Source organism: Micromonospora sp. NPDC003944, from assembly GCF_053605225.1.
The window spans coordinates 1-19,204 of sequence record NZ_JBSGIV010000043.1 but is presented as its reverse complement, the minus strand read 5'-3'; the positions used below and the strand labels follow the sequence as shown (position 1 = coordinate 19,204).

Annotated in this window: 19 protein-coding genes and 2 riboswitches; of the genes, 8 read left to right on the top strand and 11 right to left on the bottom strand. The window is 70.2% G+C overall.

What is annotated here, in order from left to right:
* Positions 1–10: 10 nt before the first annotated feature.
* Positions 11–373 carry a hypothetical protein gene (locus ACWER9_RS21055; RefSeq protein ID WP_452303437.1) on the bottom strand — a complete coding sequence of 121 codons (363 nt, stop codon included), beginning with the start codon at positions 371–373 and terminating at the stop codon, positions 11–13.
* A 275-nt stretch (positions 374–648) separates the two neighbouring features.
* On the opposite strand from ACWER9_RS21055, the gene ACWER9_RS21050 reads away from it, so the two are divergent.
* Positions 649–1,596 (top strand): ion transporter, encoded by a 948-nt coding sequence (locus ACWER9_RS21050; protein ID WP_452303436.1) that lies wholly within the window; start codon positions 649–651, stop codon positions 1,594–1,596.
* A gap of 101 nt (positions 1,597–1,697) precedes the next feature.
* On the top strand, positions 1,698–2,042 hold the full coding sequence (locus ACWER9_RS21045) for a TraR/DksA family transcriptional regulator (RefSeq protein WP_452303435.1): 345 nt from the start codon (positions 1,698–1,700) through the stop codon (positions 2,040–2,042).
* A 99-nt stretch (positions 2,043–2,141) separates the two neighbouring features.
* Here ACWER9_RS21045 and ACWER9_RS21040 read toward each other — a convergent pair whose 3' ends face one another.
* The 4 genes from ACWER9_RS21040 to ACWER9_RS21025 form a co-directional block, all read right to left on the bottom strand.
* The gene (locus tag ACWER9_RS21040) at positions 2,142–2,633 is read right to left on the bottom strand and encodes an N-acetyltransferase family protein (protein ID WP_452303434.1); all 492 of its coding nucleotides are present in this window, start codon (positions 2,631–2,633) and stop codon (positions 2,142–2,144) included.
* 55 nt (positions 2,634–2,688) lie between these two features.
* Positions 2,689–2,994 (bottom strand): hypothetical protein, encoded by a 306-nt coding sequence (locus ACWER9_RS21035; RefSeq protein ID WP_452303433.1) that lies wholly within the window; start codon positions 2,992–2,994, stop codon positions 2,689–2,691.
* 160 nt (positions 2,995–3,154) lie between these two features.
* Positions 3,155–4,150: a ribonucleotide-diphosphate reductase subunit beta gene (locus ACWER9_RS21030; protein WP_452303479.1), complete on the bottom strand. Its 996-nt coding sequence runs from the start codon at positions 4,148–4,150 to the stop codon at positions 3,155–3,157.
* Between the two features lie 59 nt (positions 4,151–4,209).
* Entirely contained in the window at positions 4,210–6,552 is a 2,343-nt protein-coding gene (locus ACWER9_RS21025; RefSeq protein WP_452303478.1) for a ribonucleoside-diphosphate reductase subunit alpha, read from the bottom strand.
* 191 nt (positions 6,553–6,743) lie between these two features.
* A riboswitch (cobalamin riboswitch) is annotated at positions 6,744–6,960 on the bottom strand.
* Between the two features lie 431 nt (positions 6,961–7,391).
* Here ACWER9_RS21025 and ACWER9_RS21020 point away from each other — a divergent pair.
* A complete protein-coding gene (locus ACWER9_RS21020) occupies positions 7,392–8,786 on the top strand; it encodes an enolase C-terminal domain-like protein (RefSeq protein ID WP_452303432.1) in 1,395 nt (464 codons plus the stop codon).
* Positions 8,787–8,793: 7 nt separating this feature from the next.
* Positions 8,794–9,516: a FadR/GntR family transcriptional regulator gene (locus tag ACWER9_RS21015; protein ID WP_452303431.1), complete on the top strand. Its 723-nt coding sequence runs from the start codon at positions 8,794–8,796 to the stop codon at positions 9,514–9,516.
* Positions 9,517–9,526: 10 nt separating this feature from the next.
* Here ACWER9_RS21015 and ACWER9_RS21010 read toward each other — a convergent pair whose 3' ends face one another.
* The 5 genes from ACWER9_RS21010 to ACWER9_RS20990 form a co-directional block, all read right to left on the bottom strand.
* Positions 9,527–10,546, bottom strand: a complete 1,020-nt coding sequence (locus ACWER9_RS21010; protein WP_452303430.1) for an aldo/keto reductase — start codon at positions 10,544–10,546, stop codon at positions 9,527–9,529.
* Positions 10,543–11,361, bottom strand: coding sequence for an ATP-binding cassette domain-containing protein (locus ACWER9_RS21005; RefSeq protein ID WP_452303429.1), 819 nt, complete (start codon positions 11,359–11,361; stop codon positions 10,543–10,545). The genes ACWER9_RS21010 and ACWER9_RS21005 overlap by 4 nt, the downstream gene beginning before the upstream one ends.
* Positions 11,361–12,413, bottom strand: a complete 1,053-nt coding sequence (locus ACWER9_RS21000) for a substrate-binding domain-containing protein (protein WP_452303428.1) — start codon at positions 12,411–12,413, stop codon at positions 11,361–11,363. The genes ACWER9_RS21005 and ACWER9_RS21000 overlap by 1 nt, the downstream gene beginning before the upstream one ends.
* A gap of 40 nt (positions 12,414–12,453) precedes the next feature.
* The gene (locus ACWER9_RS20995) at positions 12,454–13,461 is read right to left on the bottom strand and encodes an ABC transporter permease (protein WP_091406814.1); all 1,008 of its coding nucleotides are present in this window, start codon (positions 13,459–13,461) and stop codon (positions 12,454–12,456) included.
* Between the two features lie 320 nt (positions 13,462–13,781).
* Entirely contained in the window at positions 13,782–14,660 is an 879-nt protein-coding gene (locus ACWER9_RS20990) for an amidohydrolase family protein (protein WP_452303427.1), read from the bottom strand.
* Between the two features lie 254 nt (positions 14,661–14,914).
* A riboswitch (cobalamin riboswitch) is annotated at positions 14,915–15,069 on the top strand.
* Between the two features lie 34 nt (positions 15,070–15,103).
* On the opposite strand from ACWER9_RS20990, the gene ACWER9_RS20985 reads away from it, so the two are divergent.
* The 3 genes from ACWER9_RS20985 to ACWER9_RS20975 are packed head-to-tail and all read left to right on the top strand — an operon-like array spanning position 15,104 to position 16,652.
* Entirely contained in the window at positions 15,104–15,307 is a 204-nt protein-coding gene (locus tag ACWER9_RS20985) for a CbtB domain-containing protein (RefSeq protein ID WP_452303426.1), read from the top strand.
* Entirely contained in the window at positions 15,298–16,071 is a 774-nt protein-coding gene (locus tag ACWER9_RS20980; RefSeq protein ID WP_452303425.1) for a CbtA family protein, read from the top strand. Before ACWER9_RS20985 ends, ACWER9_RS20980 begins: the two co-directional genes overlap by 10 nt.
* Positions 16,068–16,652, top strand: coding sequence for a histidine phosphatase family protein (locus tag ACWER9_RS20975; protein ID WP_452303424.1), 585 nt, complete (start codon positions 16,068–16,070; stop codon positions 16,650–16,652). The genes ACWER9_RS20980 and ACWER9_RS20975 overlap by 4 nt, the downstream gene beginning before the upstream one ends.
* 80 nt (positions 16,653–16,732) lie before the next feature.
* On the opposite strand, the gene ACWER9_RS20970 is transcribed toward ACWER9_RS20975, so the two are convergent.
* Positions 16,733–18,235 (bottom strand): MFS transporter, encoded by a 1,503-nt coding sequence (locus tag ACWER9_RS20970; protein ID WP_452303423.1) that lies wholly within the window; start codon positions 18,233–18,235, stop codon positions 16,733–16,735.
* A gap of 232 nt (positions 18,236–18,467) precedes the next feature.
* On the opposite strand from ACWER9_RS20970, the gene ACWER9_RS20965 reads away from it, so the two are divergent.
* Complete coding sequence (locus ACWER9_RS20965) at positions 18,468–19,103, top strand: TetR/AcrR family transcriptional regulator (protein ID WP_452303422.1); 636 nt, start codon at positions 18,468–18,470, stop codon at positions 19,101–19,103.
* The last annotated feature ends 101 nt before the right edge of the window (positions 19,104–19,204 follow it).

The window sequence follows — 19,204 nt, the reverse complement described above, 5'->3', positions numbered from 1 at the left end:
GTCCGGCCGACTACTCCGCTTCGTCCTGCTGCTCCTCGGTGAGCTCGGCCAGGACGTCGGCCGCGTCCCGGTTCCCGCCGTCGGCGAGCCGGCGAAGTTCACCGACGTCCGCCCGCTCCGCAGCCAACTCGACGAGTTGGTCGGCGGCGTCCTTGTCGCCCCGGTCGGCGAGACGCCGCAGCTCGTTCATGTCGCCGAGTTCGCTGGCGAGTTCGACAAGTTGGGCCGCCGCGTCGGCGTTGCCGTCCTCGGCCAACTGACGCAGCTCGGTGAGGTCACCCCGCTCCCCCGCAAGCTCGACGAGCTGGTCGACCGCGTCCCGGTCACCGTCCTCGGCCCGTCGGCGCAGATCGGCAAGATCAGGGTCGGACATCGCGCACCTCTTCGCAGTCGGCGCGGGCCGGCCTGGTCCCGCTCACCACGAGAACCTAGACCAGCGGGTGTCGTGGTGACGGAGGAACGACGGACACCGCCTGTTGGCCGATCCGCTCAGCCCGCCTCGGACGACTCCGCGGAGTTGCTGCCGACGACGGTGGACGAGGCCGCGCTGATCCTGGCGCACGATCGCCCACCGTCATTGATCTTGGCTAGGCTGGTGGGCATGCCCGCACACCGTCCACACCGTCACATGATCGAGTCGGCCGACTGGTGAGCGACGCATCCGTGCCCGTCCCGCGTGGTGGGCCGTCCACGCCACCACGGCGCCGCTCGGGTTGGACCGACCGCTGCGACCGGCTCGCGACGTCACGTCCCTTCGAGATCGCGATCGTGGTGGTGATCCTCGCCAACGGCATCGTTCTCGGCCTGGAGACGTACGACGACCTGAGCCCGGCGGGCACCGCGCTGCACGGGCTGGAGCTGTTCTTCCGGGCCGTCTTCGTCGTCGAGATCGCCATCCGGCTGGCGGCGTACGGCAGACGCCCGCAGGACTTCTTCCGGCACGGCTGGAACGTCTTCGACTTCGTGGTGATCGCGGCGATCTTCATCCCGGGCCTGCACGGCGACCCGGCGCTGCTGCGGGTCGTGCGGGTTGCCCGCATGGTCCGCCTGGTGCGGTTCTCGCCGGGTCTGCGGACCATCGTCTCCGCGCTGTGGCGCAGCCTGCCGGGCGTCACCGGGTTCCTCGCCCTGGCCGTGGTGACACTCTACGTGTACGGCATGGCCGGTTGGCTGATCTTCGGCAACCGGTACCCGGAGGAGTACGGCGACATCGGGCGTTCGCTGTTGACGTTGTTCGTGCTGTTGTCGCTGGAGACGCTGCCGGACCTCATCGAGCAGGGCATGGCGATCTCGCCGTGGACGCTGCTCTACTACGTCAGCTACGTGGTCATCACCGTCAACCTGCTGCTCAACATCCTCATCGCGGTCATCGTGAACTCCATGGAGGAGGCTCGCCGGTTGGAGATGACCGAGCGGCTGGCTCCCGGGTACGACGAGGACGGCGACGGCATCCCGGACGAGGTGGACCGCATCGCGCTCACCCAACGGCTGGACGACCTGCGGGCGGTCATCACCGAGTTGGAACGGGAGTTGCGCATCGACCGGGAGGACGGGCACGGCCGACCCCACCGGGACAACGCCCGTACCAGACGGTGATCCGACGCTCGCGCTGCGTTCTCACGTTCAGCTAGGGCGGCGCGGCGGCGCTCTCCGCCCTGCACACCCGCAACTTCATGTAGCGCTACGGTGGATCGACGATGAACAGCGACCCCCGCGAGGAACTGCGACGGCTGCGCGCGCAGACCGTAGCGCAGACTGCCGCTCTGGAGAGCGACCTGCGGAGCCTCTTCGAGGCGTCCCGGTCGTCGAACGCCGACGACGAACACGACCCCGAGGGCAGCACCATCGCCTTCGAGCGCGCGCAGCTCACCGCCGTCCTGGACGCCACCCGCCGACGCCTGGCCGAGTTGGACGTCGCGCTGCAACGGGTGGACGACGGCAGCTACGGCGTGTGCGAGGGCTGTGGGCGCCCGATCCCCGCCGAGCGCCTCGCGGCCCGCCCGGCTGCGCGCACGTGCGTGGCCTGCGCCAGCCGCCGGTGACGGCACCAGCTGACCGCCCCGCCCGACCGCCGCGAGGAACGTCCGACTGAGCGCCCGGCAGCACTGTCGCGCCCGCGTCGGACACGACCTCACCAGCGCTCAGACAGCGCTGCGCCGTTCCAGCAGGATTACGTCACGCCAGCGTCCGTGGTGGCAACCAACCCGTTCGCGTACGCCGATGACCCGGAACCCGGCCCGCTGGTGCAGCGCCAGGCTGGCGGTGTTCTCCGGGAAGACCCCGGACTGGATCGTCCAGATGCCGGCGGCCTCGGTGGAGGTGATCAGCGCGTCCAGCAGCAGTCGGGCGACGCCACGGCCCTGGGCGGCCGAGTCGACGTACACGGAGTGCTCCACCACTCCGGCGTACACCGCGCGGGTCGAGGTCGGCGAGACGGCGACCCAGCCGAGGACCGTTCCGCGCGGGTCGACAGCCACGAACCGGTGCTCGCTCAGCCGAGCGGCGCTGAACGCCGCCCAGCTCGGCGCGGTGACCTCGAAACTGGCGTCACCGGTGTCCAGTCCGGCCTGGTAGATCGCCAGGACCCGGTCGGCGTCGGCGGCGGCCATGGGTCGCACGGTGATGTCGACCATCAGCACGTTCCTTTCCGAGCAGGCGATCACCCAAGCGTGTGGCTCGACCATGTCACTACTGCAACATGATCGATGCGGCCTCCGCCACGACACCCAACGACCAATCGAGCTGACGGCATGTGCCATTACTCGCGCACTCCAGGCAGCCGCCTGAGCGCCACGGCCGGTCCAGCGCGCGAGTCCAGTGCGCATCAAGGATCCTCGTCGCGGCGAACAGCTCGCCTGCCTGACACACAGGTTCGTCGATCGGCACGGCGGCACCTCCCGCGATCACGACAGTCGAAGACCAACACCGCACCGCCTCGTCGATCATGGAGTTGTGGTGGGTGACAAAGTGCCTGCACAGCACCAAATCAGGCACCCCAACTCCATGATCGACGAAGCCAGGCCCGCCCCTCCCCGCGATCTTGCACTTCCTGTCGCGGCACACAGCGGCAACGCGCACATATCGGCGACCGAAACTGCAAGATCGACGCAGACGGGGCGTTCCTCAGGGGTAGCGCGCGGGGCTCGGCCGCCGCCTAGAAGTCGTCGTCGAAGGCGACGGTGCCGCTCACCCCGACCTGGTACGCCGACACCCGCCGCTCGAAGAAGTTCGACAGCTCCTGCACGTCCTGCAACTCCATGAAGCCGAACGGGTTGTTCGACCCGTAGTGCGGGGCGATGCCGAGTTGGGCGAGACGGCGGTCGGCGACGTGCTGGAGGTACTCCCGCATGTCGGCCAACGTGAGACCGGGCACGCCGTGGCCCAACAGGTCCTCGGCGAACTGCACCTCACACTCGACGGCCTCGGTGAGCATCCGGCGTACCTGGTCGGCGAGGTCGTCGTCGAACAGGTCCGGTTCCTCGGCGCGGACGGTGTCGACGACGTCGAACGCGAACGCCATGTGCATGGACTCGTCGCGGAACACCCAGTTGGTGCCGGAGGCGAGGCCGTGCAGGAGGCCGCGGGAGCGCAGGAAGTAGACGTACGCGAACGCGCCGTAGAAGAACAGACCCTCGATGCAGGCGGCGAAGCAGATCAGGTTGAGCAGGAACGTCCGTCGGTCCTCGCGCGAGCGCAGCTCCCGCAGGTCGCCCAGAGAGTCGATCCAGCGGAAGCAGAACTCGGCCTTGCGACGGATCGAGGGGATGTTCTCGATTGCCGCGAAGGCCTCGAAGCGCTCGGTCTCGTCGGGCACGTACGTGTCGAGCAGGTTGAGGTAGAACTGGACGTGCACGGCCTCCTCGAACAGCTGCCGGGACAGGTAGAGGCGACCCTCGGGGCTGTTGACGTGCTGGTACAGGTTGAGCACCAGGTTGTTGGCGACGATGGTGTCGCCGGTGGCGAAGAACGCCACCAGGCGGCTGACCAGGTGCCGTTCGGCCGGCGACAGCTTGGCCAGGTCGGTGAGGTCGGCGTGCAGGTCGACCTCCTCGACGGTCCAGGTGTTGCGGATCGCGTCGCGGAACCTGTCGAAGAAGTGCGGGTAGCGCATCGGGCGGAGGGTGAGGTCCATCCCGGGGTCGAGCAGCATGTGCGTGGTCCTCGTGTCGGTGGTGCGGGCGTCGGTAGCGTCGGTGGTGGTGGCGGGGGTCACTGGCAGGCCTCGCACGACTCGGGGTTCTCCAGCGAGCAGGCCAGCGCCTCCGCGTCGAGGGCCACGGACCCGAGGGCGACTGGCGCGGCGGGTGCGACGGCGCTGACGGTGGCCTGCTGGATCCGCGTGGCCGGGCGCGAGCGCAGGTAGTAGGTGGTCTTCAGCCCGGCCTTCCAGGCGTACAGGTACATCGAGGAGAGCTTGCCGATCGTCGGCGCGGCCAGGAACAGGTTCAGCGACTGGGACTGGTCGATGAACGGGGCACGGGCGGCGGCGAGGTCGATGAGCGCCCGCTGCGGCAGCTCCCACGCGGTGCGGAACAGCTCCCGTACGCCGGCCGGCAGCTCGGCGATGTCCTGCACCGATCCCTCGGCCCGCTTGATCGCCGAGCGGATCCGGTCGGTCCACAGCCCGCGGGCCTTCAGCTCGCGTACCAGAGCGGTGTTGACCTGGAGGAACTCCCCGGACAGCGTCTCGCGCTTGAACAGGTTCGACACCTGCGGCTCGATGCACTCGTAGCACCCGGCGATCGAGGCGATGGTCGCGGTCGGCGCGACCGCCACCAGCAGCGAGTTGCGCAACCCGTGCGCCGCGACCTTCTCCCGCAGGGCCGTCCAGCGTGCCGTCTGCGTACCCTCGACACCCCACAGGTCGGGCTGGAGTTGGCCCCGCGCGGCCCGGGTCTGCGGGTACGTCGGGTGCGCGCCGACGTCGCGCGCCAGGTCGGCGGAGGTCTCCAGCGCGGTCAGGTACAGCTCCTCGCTGATCCGGGTGGACAGCTCCCGCGCTGCCGGCGAGTCGAACGGCAGCCGCAGGGCGAAGAAGACGTCCTGCAACCCCATCAGCCCGAGCCCGACCGGCCGCCAGCGGGGGTTGCTCGCGGCCGCCTGCGCGGTCGGGTAGTAGTTGATGTCGATGACCCGGTCCAGGAAGGTCACCGCGGTCCGGACCGTGGCGCGGAGCCGGTTCCAGTCGATGCCGCCGTCGACGAGGTGGGCGGCGAGGTTCACCGAGCCGAGGTTGCACACGGCGGTCTCGGCGTCGCTCGACACTTCGACGATCTCGGTGCAGAGGTTGGACAGGTGCACCACGTTGCCCGGTTCGGCGGTCTGGTTGCACAGCCGGTTCGACGCGTCCTTGAAGGTCATCCACCCGTTGCCGGTCTGGGCGAGGGTCCGCATCATCTTCCCGTACAGCTCCCGCGCCGGGACCTGTCGCACGTAGCGGCCCTGCGCCTCGGCCTGCCGGTACGCGGCGTCGAACCGCTCCCCCCACAGGTCGGGCAGCTCGGGCACCTCGTTCGGGTCGAACAGCGACCACAGCTCGTCGGCCTCGACCCGGCGCATGAACTCGTCCGGGACCCAGTTGGCCAGGTTGAGGTTGTGGGTGCGCCGGGCGTCCTCGCCGGTGTTGTCGCGCAGCTGCAGGAACTCTTCGATGTCCGGGTGCCACGGCTCCAGGTAGACGCAGGCCGCGCCCTTGCGCCGGCCGCCCTGGTTGACGGCGGCGACGCTCGCGTCAAGCGTGCGCAGCCACGGCACGATCCCGTTGGACTGCCCGTTCGTGCCCCGGATCAGCGCTCCCCGGGAGCGGACGCGGGAGTACGCGATGCCGATGCCGCCGGCGAACTTGGACAGGTTGGCGACCTGGGCGTACCGGGCGTAGATCGAGTCCAACTCGTCGAGCGGGGAGTCGACCAGATAGCAGGAGGACATCTGGGTGTGTCGGGTGCCGGAGTTGAACAGGGTCGGTGAGCTGGGCAGGTAGGCCAGGCTGGACATCAGCCGGTAGAAGCTGACCGCCTCGTCCGCCGTCCGGGACAGGCCACAGGCCACCCGCAGCAGCCAGTACTGCGGGGTCTCCAGCACCAGTCGGCTGGTGGGGTGGCGCAGCAGGTAGCGGTCGTACACCGTGCGCAGGCCGAAGTACTCGAACCGGCGGTCACCGTCCGGGTCGACGGCGTGGTCCAGGGTCGTGGCGTGGGCGGCGACGAACGCGGCGGTGTCGTCGCCGATCAGGCCCTCGGCGTGGCCGACCCGGATCGCCGCGCTGAACGAGGTGATGCCCTGTCGACGCACCTCCTTGTCGACGTAGCCGGCGAGCAGTCGCGCGGCGAGGCGCGAGTACTGCGGCTCCTCACCGATCATCTCGGCCGCGGTCTGGATGGACAGCCGGTCCAGTTCCGCAGTGGTCGCGCCGTCGTAGAGGCCGCTGATGGTACGGGTGGCCACCCGCATCGGGTCGACGTCGGTCAGGTCGTCGGCCCACCGCTCGACCGCTCGGACGATCTTGTTCACGTCCACGGGTTCGGTGCCGCCGTCGCGCTTGCGGACCTGCATCGGCGTTCGCCGCAGGGTCGCGTCGCCGCTGGCCGGGACTACCTCGGTGACTGTCACCACTCGCTCCTCGGAGTTCGAGACCTGGTGGCCCGGACGCGAGGGGACAGACACCGACGGACGCCACGCGCTTCGGCGTGGATCAGGTGGCGTCAGCCGTCCCACGCGGCCTCGGACCGCCGCCCACCCGGGTGCGGGTACGCGGCGCGCTGGCAGGTCTTCGGACTCGCGGGCACGACCGGGCTCGCCGGTCTCCTACTGGCCGTCGCTTCCCAGGCCGATCGGTGGCCCAGTGCTGATGACGGCTGTCGTTCCCACTCACCGCTGCGGGACAGTCCCGGATTTCCACCGGGTTCCCTGTTGCCTCGACCGCACTGGATGAGCGGCCGAACCAGCTGCGCTCGACACCATATATAGGGATGCAGACGTTGTCACACCCCACATGTCGGTCCCGGGCGTGTCGGCGGCGGCGCGGTGACCACCGTCACCAACCGCGGGGGCACACGCCATGGCCGACCGACGCCGGGCACCGGGGACGAGGCTCGCGCACGAGTGTCGACAATCGACAAAGATGTGACGTATCGAAGCGACAGTCACGCTGGCCACACTCATGGGTCGCCGTCGATTCCTCAGATCGAGGCGGAACATCCAATCTCCAGGGCCCGGCGTCTGCGGCACCATCTCTCGCCAACCGGCATGATGGGCGTCAAGACGGAACGACGAGGCAGCAAAACATCATATGTCTAGGCCTCTCGGGTGATCGACAACGTTGACGTGCTGGAGCAGCCCTCCGTATACTCCCAGTGATCATCTGATCTTTAGCCTAGCCGGGCGAGGAGCGCATGCCGCAGATCACTGCCGTCACCGTCGAAGACGTCCGCTTCCCCACCTCCCTGACCGCTGACGGGTCAGACGCCATGAACAAGGACGGCGACTACTCTGCGGCCTACGTCATCCTGCACACCGACGGCGTCGACGGCGTGGGCGCGCCACTCGCGGGGCACGGCCTGACCTTCACCATCGGTCGGGGCAACGACATCGTCGCGGCGGCAGCCGTCCACCAGGCCCAACTCCTCGTGGGCCTGGACGTGGCCACGATGGCGGCGGACATGGGCGCGGTCTACCGCCTGCTCACCTCCGACTCGCAACTGCGCTGGCTCGGCCCGGAGAAGGGCGTCGTCCACCTGTCCCTCGCCGCCGTGTTGAACGCGTCGTGGGACCTGGTCGCCCGGGTCGCCGACAAACCGCTGTGGCGACTGCTCGTCGACATGTCCCCCGAGCAACTCGTCGACATCGCGGACCTGCGCTACCTGTCCGACGCGCTGACCCGGGACGAGGCACTGGCCATCCTCCGGGCCAAGGAGGGCACGAAGGCCGACCGCCTCGCCGAGCTGGACCGGACCGGCTACCCCGCCTACACCACCTCGGCGGGTTGGCTCGGCTACGGCGACGACAAGCTGCGCCGGCTGTGCCAGGAGGCGGTGGACAGCGGCTACGGCTACGTCAAGCTCAAGGTGGGCGCCAACCTCGACGACGACATCCGCCGATGCGCGATCGCGCGGGAGATCCTCGGGCCGGACCGCAACCTGATGATCGACGCCAACCAGGTGTGGGACGTCGGTCAGGCCATCGAGTGGGTCACCGCCCTCGCCCAGTTCAAGCCCCTGTGGATCGAGGAGCCGACCAGCCCCGACGACATCCTGGGCCACGCCGCCGTCCGCCGAGCCGTCGCTCCCATCGGCGTCGCCACCGGCGAGCACTGCCACAACCGGGTGATGTTCAAGCAACTGTTCCAAGCCGAGGCCATCGACTTCTGCCAACTGGACACCGGCAGGTTGGCCAGCATCAACGAGATCGTCGCCGTGTTGCTGCTCGCCGCGAAGTTCAACGTGCCGGTCTGCCCACACGCGGGTGGGGTCGGGCTGTGCGAGATGGTCCAACACGTGTCGGTCCTCGACTACGTCGCGATCTCGGGGGACCTCACCAACCGGGTCACCGAGTTCGTCGACCACCTGCACGAGCACTTCACCGACCCCTGCATCATCCGCGACACCGGCTCGGGCAGCGGATACGTCCTGCCCAGCGAGCCCGGCTACTCCACCCGGATGCGCCAGGAGTCGGTCGCGCTCTACCGGTTTCCCGACGGCCACTACTGGGCGGCCACGGAGCCGACTACCGTGTCATCTCCGGAGCCGTACGTGATCGCGGGTGGAGAGGCCACCCTCGCCGGCCGCTAGGGGAGTCATGTCTCGCACTGACGAAGTGGTCAACGGCATCAAGCGGATGATCCTCGAAGGGCAGTTCCGGCCCGGAGACCGGCTGCCCATCGAGAAGGACCTCGCCGAGTCGCTCGGCGTCTCGCGGGGCTCGCTGCGCGAGGGGATGTCGGCCCTGTCGATCCTCGGCATCGTCAACATCCGTCAGGGCGACGGCACCTACGTCACCAACCTCGACGCGCCACAACTGCTGGCCCCGATGGGCTTCGTGGTGGACTTCCAGGGTCAGGGCGACCCCCGGCACATCCACACCGTTCGGCGGTTGCTGGAGTGCGAGGCCGCCTGCCTGGCGGCGACCAGGATCACCGACGAGGCCCTGGCCCAGGCGGGTGACCTGCTCGACGAGGCGGCCCGGTTGATCGGCCAGTCACCGCCGGACCACGAGCGGATCATGGAGATCGACATCGCCTTTCACCGGATCATCGCGGTGCACGCCGAGAATCCGGTGCTCGTCGGCCTGATCGAGGCCTTCGCCGGGCGCACCATCCGCGGGCGGCTCTGGCGGAGCCTGCACGAGGAGGGCGCGGACCTGCGTACCCATGACGAACACGTGGCGATCCTGAAGGCTCTCGTCGCGCGCGACCCGGAGCGGGCCCGCACCCGGATGGCCAACCACCTGATCGGGGTGGAGGAGTCGTTGCAGGGGTTGCCCGACGATGGTGACACGAGCATCGAGGCGCCTCGCTCCTGACCGCCGGTCCTCACGACTGCACGTCGAGCAGCCCTTCGTCGTACAACGCCGCCCAGAGCTGGTCCGGGACGTCGACGTCGGACCTGTTGAGGGTCTCCGTCACCTGGGCGTCGTCGCGCATGCCGACAACTGTCGAGACGACGGCCGGGTGCCGACGGACGAAGGCCAACGCGGCCTGGGGCAGCGTGACGCCGTACGTCTCACACACCCGTGCGATCCGACGAGCCTGGTCGATCACCTCGGCCGGCGCCTGCCGGTAGTCGTAGACGGCGTCGGTCGGCGGCATGTCCCGGGCCAGCAGGCCGGAGTTGTAGACCCCGGCGACCACCACACCGACGCGACGGGCCTGCGCGAGGGGCAGCAGGTCGGTCAGCGCGCCCTGCTCCAGCAGGGTGTACCGGCCGGCGCACATCACCATGTCCACGTCGGTCTCCGCCACGAAGCGGGCCAGCATGGCGGACTGGTTCATCCCCGCTCCGACGGCGCGGATCACGCCCTGCTCCCGCAGCTCCACCAACGCCGGGACCGCCTCGTTGGCGGCCTGCCCCCAGTGCTCGTCCGGGTCATGCAGGTACACCACGTCGATCCGGTCCAGGCCGGTACGCCGAAGGCTGGCCTCCAACGAGCGGCGCACGCCGTCGCGGCTGAAGTCCCAGACCCGGCGGTGGTCGGCGGGTACGTCGAACCCCTCCGGGTCGCGCCGGTGTGCCGTCTCCGGCGACGGCACGAGCAGCCGGCCGACCTTCGTCGACACCACGTACTCGTCGCGTGGGCGGGAGCGCAGGGCCGCTCCCAGCCGCCGTTCGGACAGGCCCAGGCCGTAGTGCGGTGCCGTGTCGAAGTATCGGATGCCGCCTGCCCACGCGGTGTCGACGGCGGCGGCGAACTGTTCGTCGGATGTCGCCCGGTAGAGATTGCCGCCCTGGGAGGCGCCGAAGCCCAGTGGGCTCAGCCGCAGCGGCGGATCGGCGCCGCCGCGGCTTGCCGGCTCTGCGGAACCGTGGGCGCCTCCCTGGACGGCCGCCGTCACCGCTCGTCCCGACCCACGCTGGTGCTGCCGGTCATCGCGGCGACCAGATCGTCGGTGGTGGCTTCGTCGGCGCGGAGTTGGGCCGCGCGCCGGCCGAGGCGAAGCACCTCGACCCGGTCGGCGATCTCGAGGACCTGCGGCATGTTGTGGCTCACCAGCACCACCGACATGCCGGCGTCGCGGGCCCGCCGGACGACGTCGAGCACCCGCCCGGTCTGGACGACGCCGAGCGCCGCGGTGGGCTCGTCGAGGATGACCACGTTCGTCGCCCAGATGATGGCGCGGGCCACCGCCACGCACTGCCGCTGCCCACCGGACAGCATCGCGATGGGGGTGGTGACCCGGGGGATCCGTACGCCCAGTTCGTCGAGGGCGGCGGCGGCACCCTGCCGCATGGCGCGCTTGTCCAACAGCCCGAGCCGACCGAGTGGCCCGGAGCGCAGGATCTCCCGGCCGAGATACAGGTTGGCGGCCACGCTGAGGTCGTCGGCGACGGCGAGGTCCTGGTAGACCGTCTCCACCCCCGCCCGACGGGCGTCGACGGGGGTGGAGAACTGGACCGGACGGCCACCGACCCGGATCTCGCCCTCGTCCGGCGGGTGCACACCGGACAGGGTCTTGATCAGGGTGCTCTTGCCGGCGCCGTTGTCACCGATCAGCGCGACGACCTCGCCGCGGTGGACCGTGAAGTCGGCGCCGCGCAACGCCTCGACGTGCCCGAACCGCTTGACGATGCCGCGGGCTTCGAGGACCGGCGGCTCCGCGTCGGTGGGTTGCTCGTCGCTGGCCGCGGTGGCCGTGTGGTTCACGCCCATCACTGCACCGGTGGGTTGGCGCAGCTGGGCTCGAGCACCGCCTTGATCTCCGCCGAGTCGATGTTCTCCTTGGTGACGAACGTGACGCCGGTGTCGGCCGAGGCCAGCGGCGCCTTGTCCCGGAGGTGCTTGACCATCTTGTCGACGCCGAAGTAGCCCATCTTGAACGGGTTCTGCACGACCAGCGCCGAGATCTGGCCGCTGCGTACCCCGGCGATCTCGTCCGGGGCGGCGTCCCAGCCGATGATGACCACCTTGCCGGACTTGCCGGCGGCCTGGATGGCCTGCGCGGCACCGAGGACGCTCGGCTCGTTGGCCGCGAAGACGCCCTTCAGGTTGGGGTTGGCGGTGAGGATGTTCTCGGTGACCCGTCGGGCCTCGTTGACGTCGCTCTTGCTCGGCTGTTGGCCGACCAGCTTGAGGTTGGGGTACTGGGCGAGGCCGGCCTTGAAGCCGTCGACCCGCTCGGTGTTGGTCTGCGATCCGGGCTGGAACTCGACGAGCGCCACCTCGTGGTTGCCGGGGCCGAGTTCGGTGGCGAGCAGCTTCGCCGCCTCGGTCGCCGACGCGCGGTTGTCGGTGGCGAAGAGAGGCACCTCCGCCGGCTGCGGGCTGGTGCCCGAGTCGATCATGGCGACCGGGATGTTGGCGCCGAGCGCCTTGTCGGTGACCGGTGCCAGTGCGCTGGAGTCGGTCGCCGCGTAGACGATGCCGTCGACCTTCTTGGTGACGAAGTTCTGGATCAGGTTGACCTGGCCCTCGACGTCGGTCTCGGTGGTCACGCCGTCCCACTGGACGGTGACGTCTCCCGCGCGCTGCGCGGCGCACTCGGCGCCCGCCTTGACCGTGTTCCAGTAGTCGGCCCCGACCGCCTTCGGGACGACGGCGAGCTTCAACGGGCCGCTCGCGTCCTTTGTCGCGCCGTCGCCGCCGTCGCGGACCTCGACCCCGCCGCACGCGCTGAGCAGAGCGGTCGCCGCGGCGGCGGCCAGGATCGCCTGCGCGCGCAGGAGTCGTCCTCGCGTCCGCCGGCTGGTGGTGGTGTGTGCCATGGTGTGTGTCCTTCCTCGTTCGGACTCTCGGAATGGCATGTCAACCCCGTGATTCCAACCGCCGGCGGCGGTACTGGTCGAAGTAGACGGCGGCCCAGATGATCACGCCGACGATCACCTGCTGGTAGTGGATGCTGATGTCGAGCAGGACGGCGCCGTTGCGGACCAGGGCGATGAGGAACGCGCCGATGATGGTCCCGACGATTCGGCCCTGACCGCCGAACAGGCTGGCACCGCCGATGACCGCGGCGGCGATGACGTCGAGCTCCAGCGAGATCCCGTAGTTGGGCTGACCGGAGTTGACCCGGGAGGCGGCGATCATGCCGCCCAGCCCGACCAGCACGCCGGCCAGCACGTACACCCCGGTCAGGTGCCGCCCCACCCGGATGCCGGAGCGCCGGGCCGCCTCCAGGTTGGAGCCCATCGCGTAGGTGTACTGACCGAAGCGGGTCTGGGAGAGCAGAAAGGCGACCCCGACGGCGACCAGGACGGTGATCACCACGGCGAACGGGATGCCGAGGATCTGCCCGTTGCCGAGCAGTTGGAAGGATCGGGGCAGGCCGTAGACGCCGACCGCGCCGGTGATGATGAAGACGAGGCCACGGCCCACGGACATCGTCCCCAGTGTCGCGATGAACGGTGGGATCCGGGCCACCGTCACCAGCAGCCCGTTCAGCAGTCCGGCCAGCGCGCCGACGCCGATCGCGACCGCCGTCGCCGCCCAGAGCGAGAAGCCGAGGTCGCGCACGACCATCGCGCCCAGCACGCCGGCGAGCGCGGCGACCGAACCGACGGACAGGTCGATGCCCTTCGTGATGATGACCATCGTCTGGGCCGTGGCGATGATGGCGATCACCGCCGTCTGCGCCCCGATGTTGAAGAGGTTGTCAGCCGTCAGGAAGTACGGGCTCGCGAAGGTCAGGGCAATGAACAGGACGACCAACGCGGTTGCGGCGGTGAACTCGGAGACGGCGTGCGAGATCCGTTCCCGGAACCAGTCGCTGAGTTCGCCGCGCTGCGTGCCGGCGGTTGCCTCGGCGCTACTCATCGTCGGACCTGACCTCCCCAAGCGTGGCGTCGGCACCCGACGGGGACCCGCCGACGAGCCGAACGCCTGTGAGCGACTGACCCGGCTCGGACGGCAGTACGACTGATTGCCCGCACACCCTCGGAGATAGGTCGGATGTTTCCCACGATCAGGCGTTACCATGCCACGCGTTCACGTGTGTTGCCAAGGCCTTGCGGGCATGTTTTGCCATCGTTACCTGCACCACCGAAGGCATACGTCCGACCAAAGGTAGATCGGCTGCCGTCGCTAGCATGTTATCGATAACACGCTATGTGCCCAGCTCCGGAGTGGCTGTCGCCTCAGGACGGGGCCAGCCGGTAGACCCGACCGGCGGTCCGGCGCCAGATCGCGGCACGCTCGTCGTCGGACAGCGGGTCCAGCAGATCACCGAGGACGCTGACCCAACGCGTGTACGAGCTGACGAGCAGGCACACCGGCCAGTCCGAGCCGAACATCAACCGATCCGGCCCGAACACGTCGAGGGCGTGCTCGACCGCGGGCCGCAGGTCCGCCGTCGTCCAGGACCCGCCGTCCACCTCGGTCACCAGGCCGGAGAGCTTCGCCGTCGTGTTGGGCTCGGCCGCCAGCGCCCGCAGGTCGCGGTGCCAGTCACCGAGGTCGTCGCGCCCGAGCGGGGGTTTGCCCAGGTGGTCCAGGACGAACCGCACCTGCGGCAGGTCGCGGACGAGCCGGGTGGCAGCCGGCAGTTGGCGATGGCGCACCAAGAGGTCGAAGGCGAGCCCTGCGGCACCGACCTCGGCGATGCCGCGTCGCACGTCGGGACGGTCGAGATAGGCCGGGTCGGGTTCGGACTGGACCAGGTGACGCACCCCGACCAGCCGTTCGCCGCCGCGCGCCCGGCGCAGTCGCTCGACGCGGCGGCCGACGTCGGCGGAGGTGAGGTCGACCCAGCCGACCACCCCGGCGACGAGAGGATCGTCGGCCGCGATGCCGAGCAGCTCGGGCGTCTCCGACCGGACGGCGACGGACTGTACGACCACGGTCTGGGTGACCCCGGCGGCCCGGGTCGCCGGTGCGAGTTCGACAGGCGTGAAGTCGTCGTCGATCGCGGCCATGGTGTGCGGGTCGATCCAGGGCTGCGGGTGCCGCGCCCGGACCCAGAGGTGATGGTGCGCGTCGACGATCCCCGGTCGTGGCGCGGTCTCGCCGGTCGTCACCGGAACCGCCCTGGCGCGTTCTCCCCCATCGCACACCCCGCCCCGCCGCTGATCGAACCACTCCGGGTTGACCCGAAGCCGCAGAGCCGATCTGGCAGATTGACCATGTTAGCGGTAACAGACTGTTGCCGAGTGGCGGAACGCGCACGACGACCAACTTCCCACAGTGTCGCCTTTTGGTCTGACGAATCCACCGACACCTGCGGCTGGTCCAGATCTTCACGTACCCGACGGGGGCGCGGGGCCCCGGGTTGACCACCTGAGGCGGCACCGATACCGTCGACCCACTATCTGCGGCGACGCGAGGGAAGCCGGTGTGAATCCGGCGCGGTCGCGCCACTGTGAGCGGTTCCCAGCAACAACCGGGGGCCGCGAGCCAGGACGCTCGGTCGTCCGCAGCCTTGCGATGGGGACGCGTCATCCCTGGGGAGGTTCGTGTATTCATGTCTAGCTCCGCTTCCAGCCAGCCGGTGGTGCACCCCGCTGGCAGTGCCCGTCTCTTGTGGACTGCCCTGGCGACCGTTGCCGCGCTCGCGCTGCTGGCGTACCTCGTCGCCTTCGACCAGGGGGCGGTGTCGCGCAGCGGGATGTACCTGCACGAGTTGATGCACGACGGCAGGCACCTGCTGGGCGTCCCGTGCCACTGACCACCACCACCGGCACTCCCCCCTTCCTCGCCGCCCTCGTTCGCGGGCTGCTGGCCGGTCTGATCGCCGGCCTGCTCGCCGGGGCATTCGCGTACGTCGCCGGCGAACCGCACGTCGAGGCGGCCATCGCCATCGAGGAGGCGGCGACGCACGCCGAGCCCGCGGCCGGTGCGCACGACCACGAGGACGCCCTGGTCAGCCGGACGGGTCAGCGCGGCGGCCTGTTCCTGGCCACCGGCCTGTTCGGGGCCGCCATGGGTGGGCTGCTGGCCACGGCGTACGTCCTGCTGTCCCGCCGACGGCGCGGCGACGACGACGGGCGCTCGGGCCTGCTGCTGGCCGGCGCGGCGCTGCTCGGCGCGGTGATCGTGCCGTTCCTCAAGTACCCGGCGAACCCGCCGGCGGTCGGCGACCCGGCCACCATCGACCAGCGGACCGTCACCTACCTGTTGATGGTGGTGCTCGGGCTGGTGGCCGTGTGGGCCGGCTCGCTGGGCTACCGGTCGGTCGGTGCCCAGGCGCCCACCTGGCTGCGCGCCGCCGCAGCCGTAGGTGGGTTCGTCCTGGTCACGGCCGTGTCGTACGTGGTGATGCCGTCCTTCCAGGAGGTCCCGGCGGACTTCCCCGCAGCCCTGTTGTGGGAGTTCCGGCTGGCCTCGCTGGGCACCCAGGTCGTGCTCTGGACCGGCATCGGCCTGCTGTTCGCGGCCCTGATGCACCAGGAGCGGCGTCGCCGGGCCGGCACCGCACTGCCGAGTACGTGACCGGCGCCAGCCTCCGGCTGGTCGCCCACGGTCACACCGCCGCTCTGCGCGGGGCCCGCTTCGGCGGTGCCGACGACGGCCTGGACGAGGGTGGCCTGCGTGCCGCCCTCGCCCGGGCCTCCTCGGGTGCGGAGCGGCGGGGTCGCCTCGGCGTGCACGACACCTGTCTGTCCAGCCCGGCGCCGGCCGCCCGGCAGACCGCCGACGCCCTCGGTCTGCTGCCGACGATCGAGAGCGCGTTGGCCGACTGCGACTACGGGACCTGGGCCGGACTGTCGCTCGAGGAGATCGCCCACACGCAGCCGCAGGCGCTGCACGAATGGCTGTCCGCACCGGAGTCCGCGCCACACGGTGGTGAGTCCGTCACGGCGGTGCGGGATCGGCTCGGCGGTTGGCTGGACGAGCAGCACCGAGCGGGTGGACGCATCGTCGCGGTCGCCCACCCGCTGGTGATCCGGGTCGCGGTGGTGCACGCCCTCGGTCTTCCGGTGGCGACGTACCGGCAGGTGGACGTCGAGCCGTTGGCGGTCGTCCGGCTCACCAGCCGGGGTGCGCGCTGGCACCTTCGACTGGGTGGGTAGCGGGCAGGTCTGGGCCACACCGAACGGCACAGGCCGTGCCCACCGGAAGGGGGCACGGCCTGCGTTTGTCAGCCGCTTGCTCAGTGCTGCCGGTGGGGCAGGTGCAGCTCGACCGGCTCGGGCGGGAGGTCGTCGACACCGGCGGCGACGGCCTGTTCGTGGCGGCGACGCGCCGAAGGCAGGGCGAGTGCCGCGAGGACGGCCAGGACTGCGACGCCCGCGCACACCCAGAAGCCGGCGGTGAACGCCGCGTCGGTGGGCAGCCCCTGCGGAGTGCTGTTCGAGGTGATGACGGCCGCCACGACCGCCGCGCCGATGCTGCTGCCGATGGTGCGGGCGATGGTGTTGACGCCGCTCGCCTCACCGGTCTGTCCGGCCGGGACGCTCTCGATGATGGCGTTGGACATCGCCGCGAACGCCAGGCCGATGCCGGCGCCGGTGAGCACGCCGGAGAGCAGCACCTGCCAGGTCGCGCCGTGCGCGAGGGCCGGCAGCGCGAACGCGACCACGACCGCGACGGTGCCGAGGAACATCGGCACCTTGGGACCGAAGCGACGGTCCAGCAGACCCGCGAGGGGACCGAAGACCACCATCATCAGGACGGTGGGCAGCAGGAACAGACCGGCCTGGGACACCGTCTTGCCGAACCCGTAGCCGGTGGCCGCGGGGAGTTGGAGCAGGGTCGGCACGAGCACGAACGTCCCGAACATCGCGAAGCCGAGGATCAGGGCGACGAGGTCGGTGGCCCAGACCCCGCGAATGCGCATCAGCCGCATGTCGATGAGCGGCTCGCGTACCCGCAGCTCGACCAGGACGAAGACGGCCATCGCGACCGCGCCGAGCACGAACAGGCCGATGGTCTTCGGCTCGGTCCAGCCCCAGCCCTGCCCCTTGCTCACGGCGAGCAGCAACGAGACGAGCGACACCGACAGGATGGCCGCGCCGAGCATGTCGAGCCGTCCGGGCGTACGGACCCGCGACTCGGGCATGCCGAAGATGGCCCCGAGCAGCGCGACGACGACGAGGACCAGCGGCAGCCAGAACAGCCAGTGCCACGACAGGTGTTCCACGATCGGGCCCGCCGCCACGATGCCGACACCGGCGCCGACACCGAAGATCGCCGACAGCAGGCCGACGGTGACGCCGACCTTCTCGCGGGGCAGTTGGTCGCGGACGATGCCGATCGACAGCGGCAGGATCGCTCCGGCGGCGCCCTGCAGCGCCCGCGCGACGATCAGCACGGTCAGGTTGGGGGCCAGGGCGGCGAGCAGGGTGCCGGCGGCGAGGGCGGCGAGGACGCCGATGAGGACCCGCCGCTTGCCGACCATGTCACCGAGGCGTCCGAGAATGGGGGTCAGCACCGAGGCGGCCAACAGGTACGCGGTGAGCACCCAGCTGATGTCTCCGGTCGAGACGCCCAGGTCCCTTCCGATTGTCGACAGCGCGGGCGCCACCAGCGACTGCAGCACCGCGAACGCCAGGCCGCCGAGGGAGAGGTACAGCACCAGCAGGGTGCTGTTGGCGCGCGGGGCGGCGCCGGGTGCGGAGTCGAGGTGGGTCGGCTCCTCGATGGTGTGGGTCATGAAATCCCCGAAGGCTAGATGTAAACGTGTGCTGACTTAGCCAGTATCCGTCGCCGGGCACCCATGTCAACAGTCGTTTACGTCACCCTCCGTGCGTACTACCGCTTGCGCCTGGCGGAAAGTCAACATATGTTTACTTTCCGGAGTCGGCAGTGGGCGGCGGACGTGACCCTCCAGGTGTGCCGCTTCAGCGCACCAGCGACGCCGGTCCACCGCGAAGGGAGGACGCGTCGTGACCGCAGCGGAACCGCCTGCCCCCGCGACCGGCAGCACCGCAGACGAGCCGGTCCAGCGTCGGCGTCGGGACGCGGCCGAGACCCGGCAGCTCCTGCTCGACGCCGCCCGCCAGCGCTTCGCCCGGGACGGCTACGCGGCCACCACCGTCCGGGAGATAGCCGACGACGCGGGTGTCAACGTGGCGCTCATCAGCCGCTACTTCACGTCGAAGGAAGGCCTGTTCGAGGCGTGCCTGCGGGCCGCCGGCGACGACCTGCGCCGGACAACCGGGCAGACGCCCGCCGACCGGGTGCCCGAGGCCATCGCCCGGCACATCGCCGACCTCGGCGCGGCGGGCCTGTCGAGCCAGCTCTCGCTGCTGCTGCGGTCGTCCGGGGACGCGGGGGCCGACGAGATCCGGCACGGCGTCCTGGCCCGTTCCAGCGAACAACTGGCGGCGGCTCGTGGGTGGCGTCCCGGCGAACCGGGCAGCGAGCAGCTCCTGCTCCGCGCCCAGATGGCCCTGGCCGCCGGCATCGGTGTCGCGGTGCTGCGGTCGTCGATCCGGCTGGAGCCGCTGAGCTCCGCCACCGAACAGGACCTGGTCGGTCCGCTGCGTGACCTGGTCGACGCGCTGCTGCCGCCGCACTGAGAGTCGATCGCCCGGACGCGGCGCGGGGGGGGGGGGGGGGGGGCCCCCCCCCCCCCCCCCCGGGTGTTTCCCCCTTTTTTATAACCTACAACCCCAATGAA

What these genes read in the sequence shown, in the direction of transcription:
- ACWER9_RS20970 (WP_452303423.1), bottom strand. Translation starts at nt 18,235, where the DNA reads ATGACCCACACCATCGAGGAGCCGACCCACCTCGACTCCGCACCCGGC.
- ACWER9_RS21020 (WP_452303432.1), top strand. Translation starts at nt 7,392, where the DNA reads ATGCCGCAGATCACTGCCGTCACCGTCGAAGACGTCCGCTTCCCCACC.
- ACWER9_RS21025 (WP_452303478.1), bottom strand. Translation starts at nt 6,552, where the DNA reads ATGCAGGTCCGCAAGCGCGACGGCGGCACCGAACCCGTGGACGTGAAC.
- ACWER9_RS21000 (WP_452303428.1), bottom strand. Translation starts at nt 12,413, where the DNA reads ATGGCACACACCACCACCAGCCGGCGGACGCGAGGACGACTCCTGCGC.
- ACWER9_RS21040 (WP_452303434.1), bottom strand. Translation starts at nt 2,633, where the DNA reads ATGGTCGACATCACCGTGCGACCCATGGCCGCCGCCGACGCCGACCGG.
- ACWER9_RS21015 (WP_452303431.1), top strand. Translation starts at nt 8,794, where the DNA reads ATGTCTCGCACTGACGAAGTGGTCAACGGCATCAAGCGGATGATCCTC.
- ACWER9_RS21030 (WP_452303479.1), bottom strand. Translation starts at nt 4,150, where the DNA reads ATGCTGCTCGACCCCGGGATGGACCTCACCCTCCGCCCGATGCGCTAC.
- ACWER9_RS21045 (WP_452303435.1), top strand. Translation starts at nt 1,698, where the DNA reads ATGAACAGCGACCCCCGCGAGGAACTGCGACGGCTGCGCGCGCAGACC.
- ACWER9_RS20995 (WP_091406814.1), bottom strand. Translation starts at nt 13,461, where the DNA reads ATGAGTAGCGCCGAGGCAACCGCCGGCACGCAGCGCGGCGAACTCAGC.
- ACWER9_RS21005 (WP_452303429.1), bottom strand. Translation starts at nt 11,361, where the DNA reads ATGGGCGTGAACCACACGGCCACCGCGGCCAGCGACGAGCAACCCACC.
- ACWER9_RS20985 (WP_452303426.1), top strand. Translation starts at nt 15,104, where the DNA reads ATGTCTAGCTCCGCTTCCAGCCAGCCGGTGGTGCACCCCGCTGGCAGT.
- ACWER9_RS21055 (WP_452303437.1), bottom strand. Translation starts at nt 373, where the DNA reads ATGTCCGACCCTGATCTTGCCGATCTGCGCCGACGGGCCGAGGACGGT.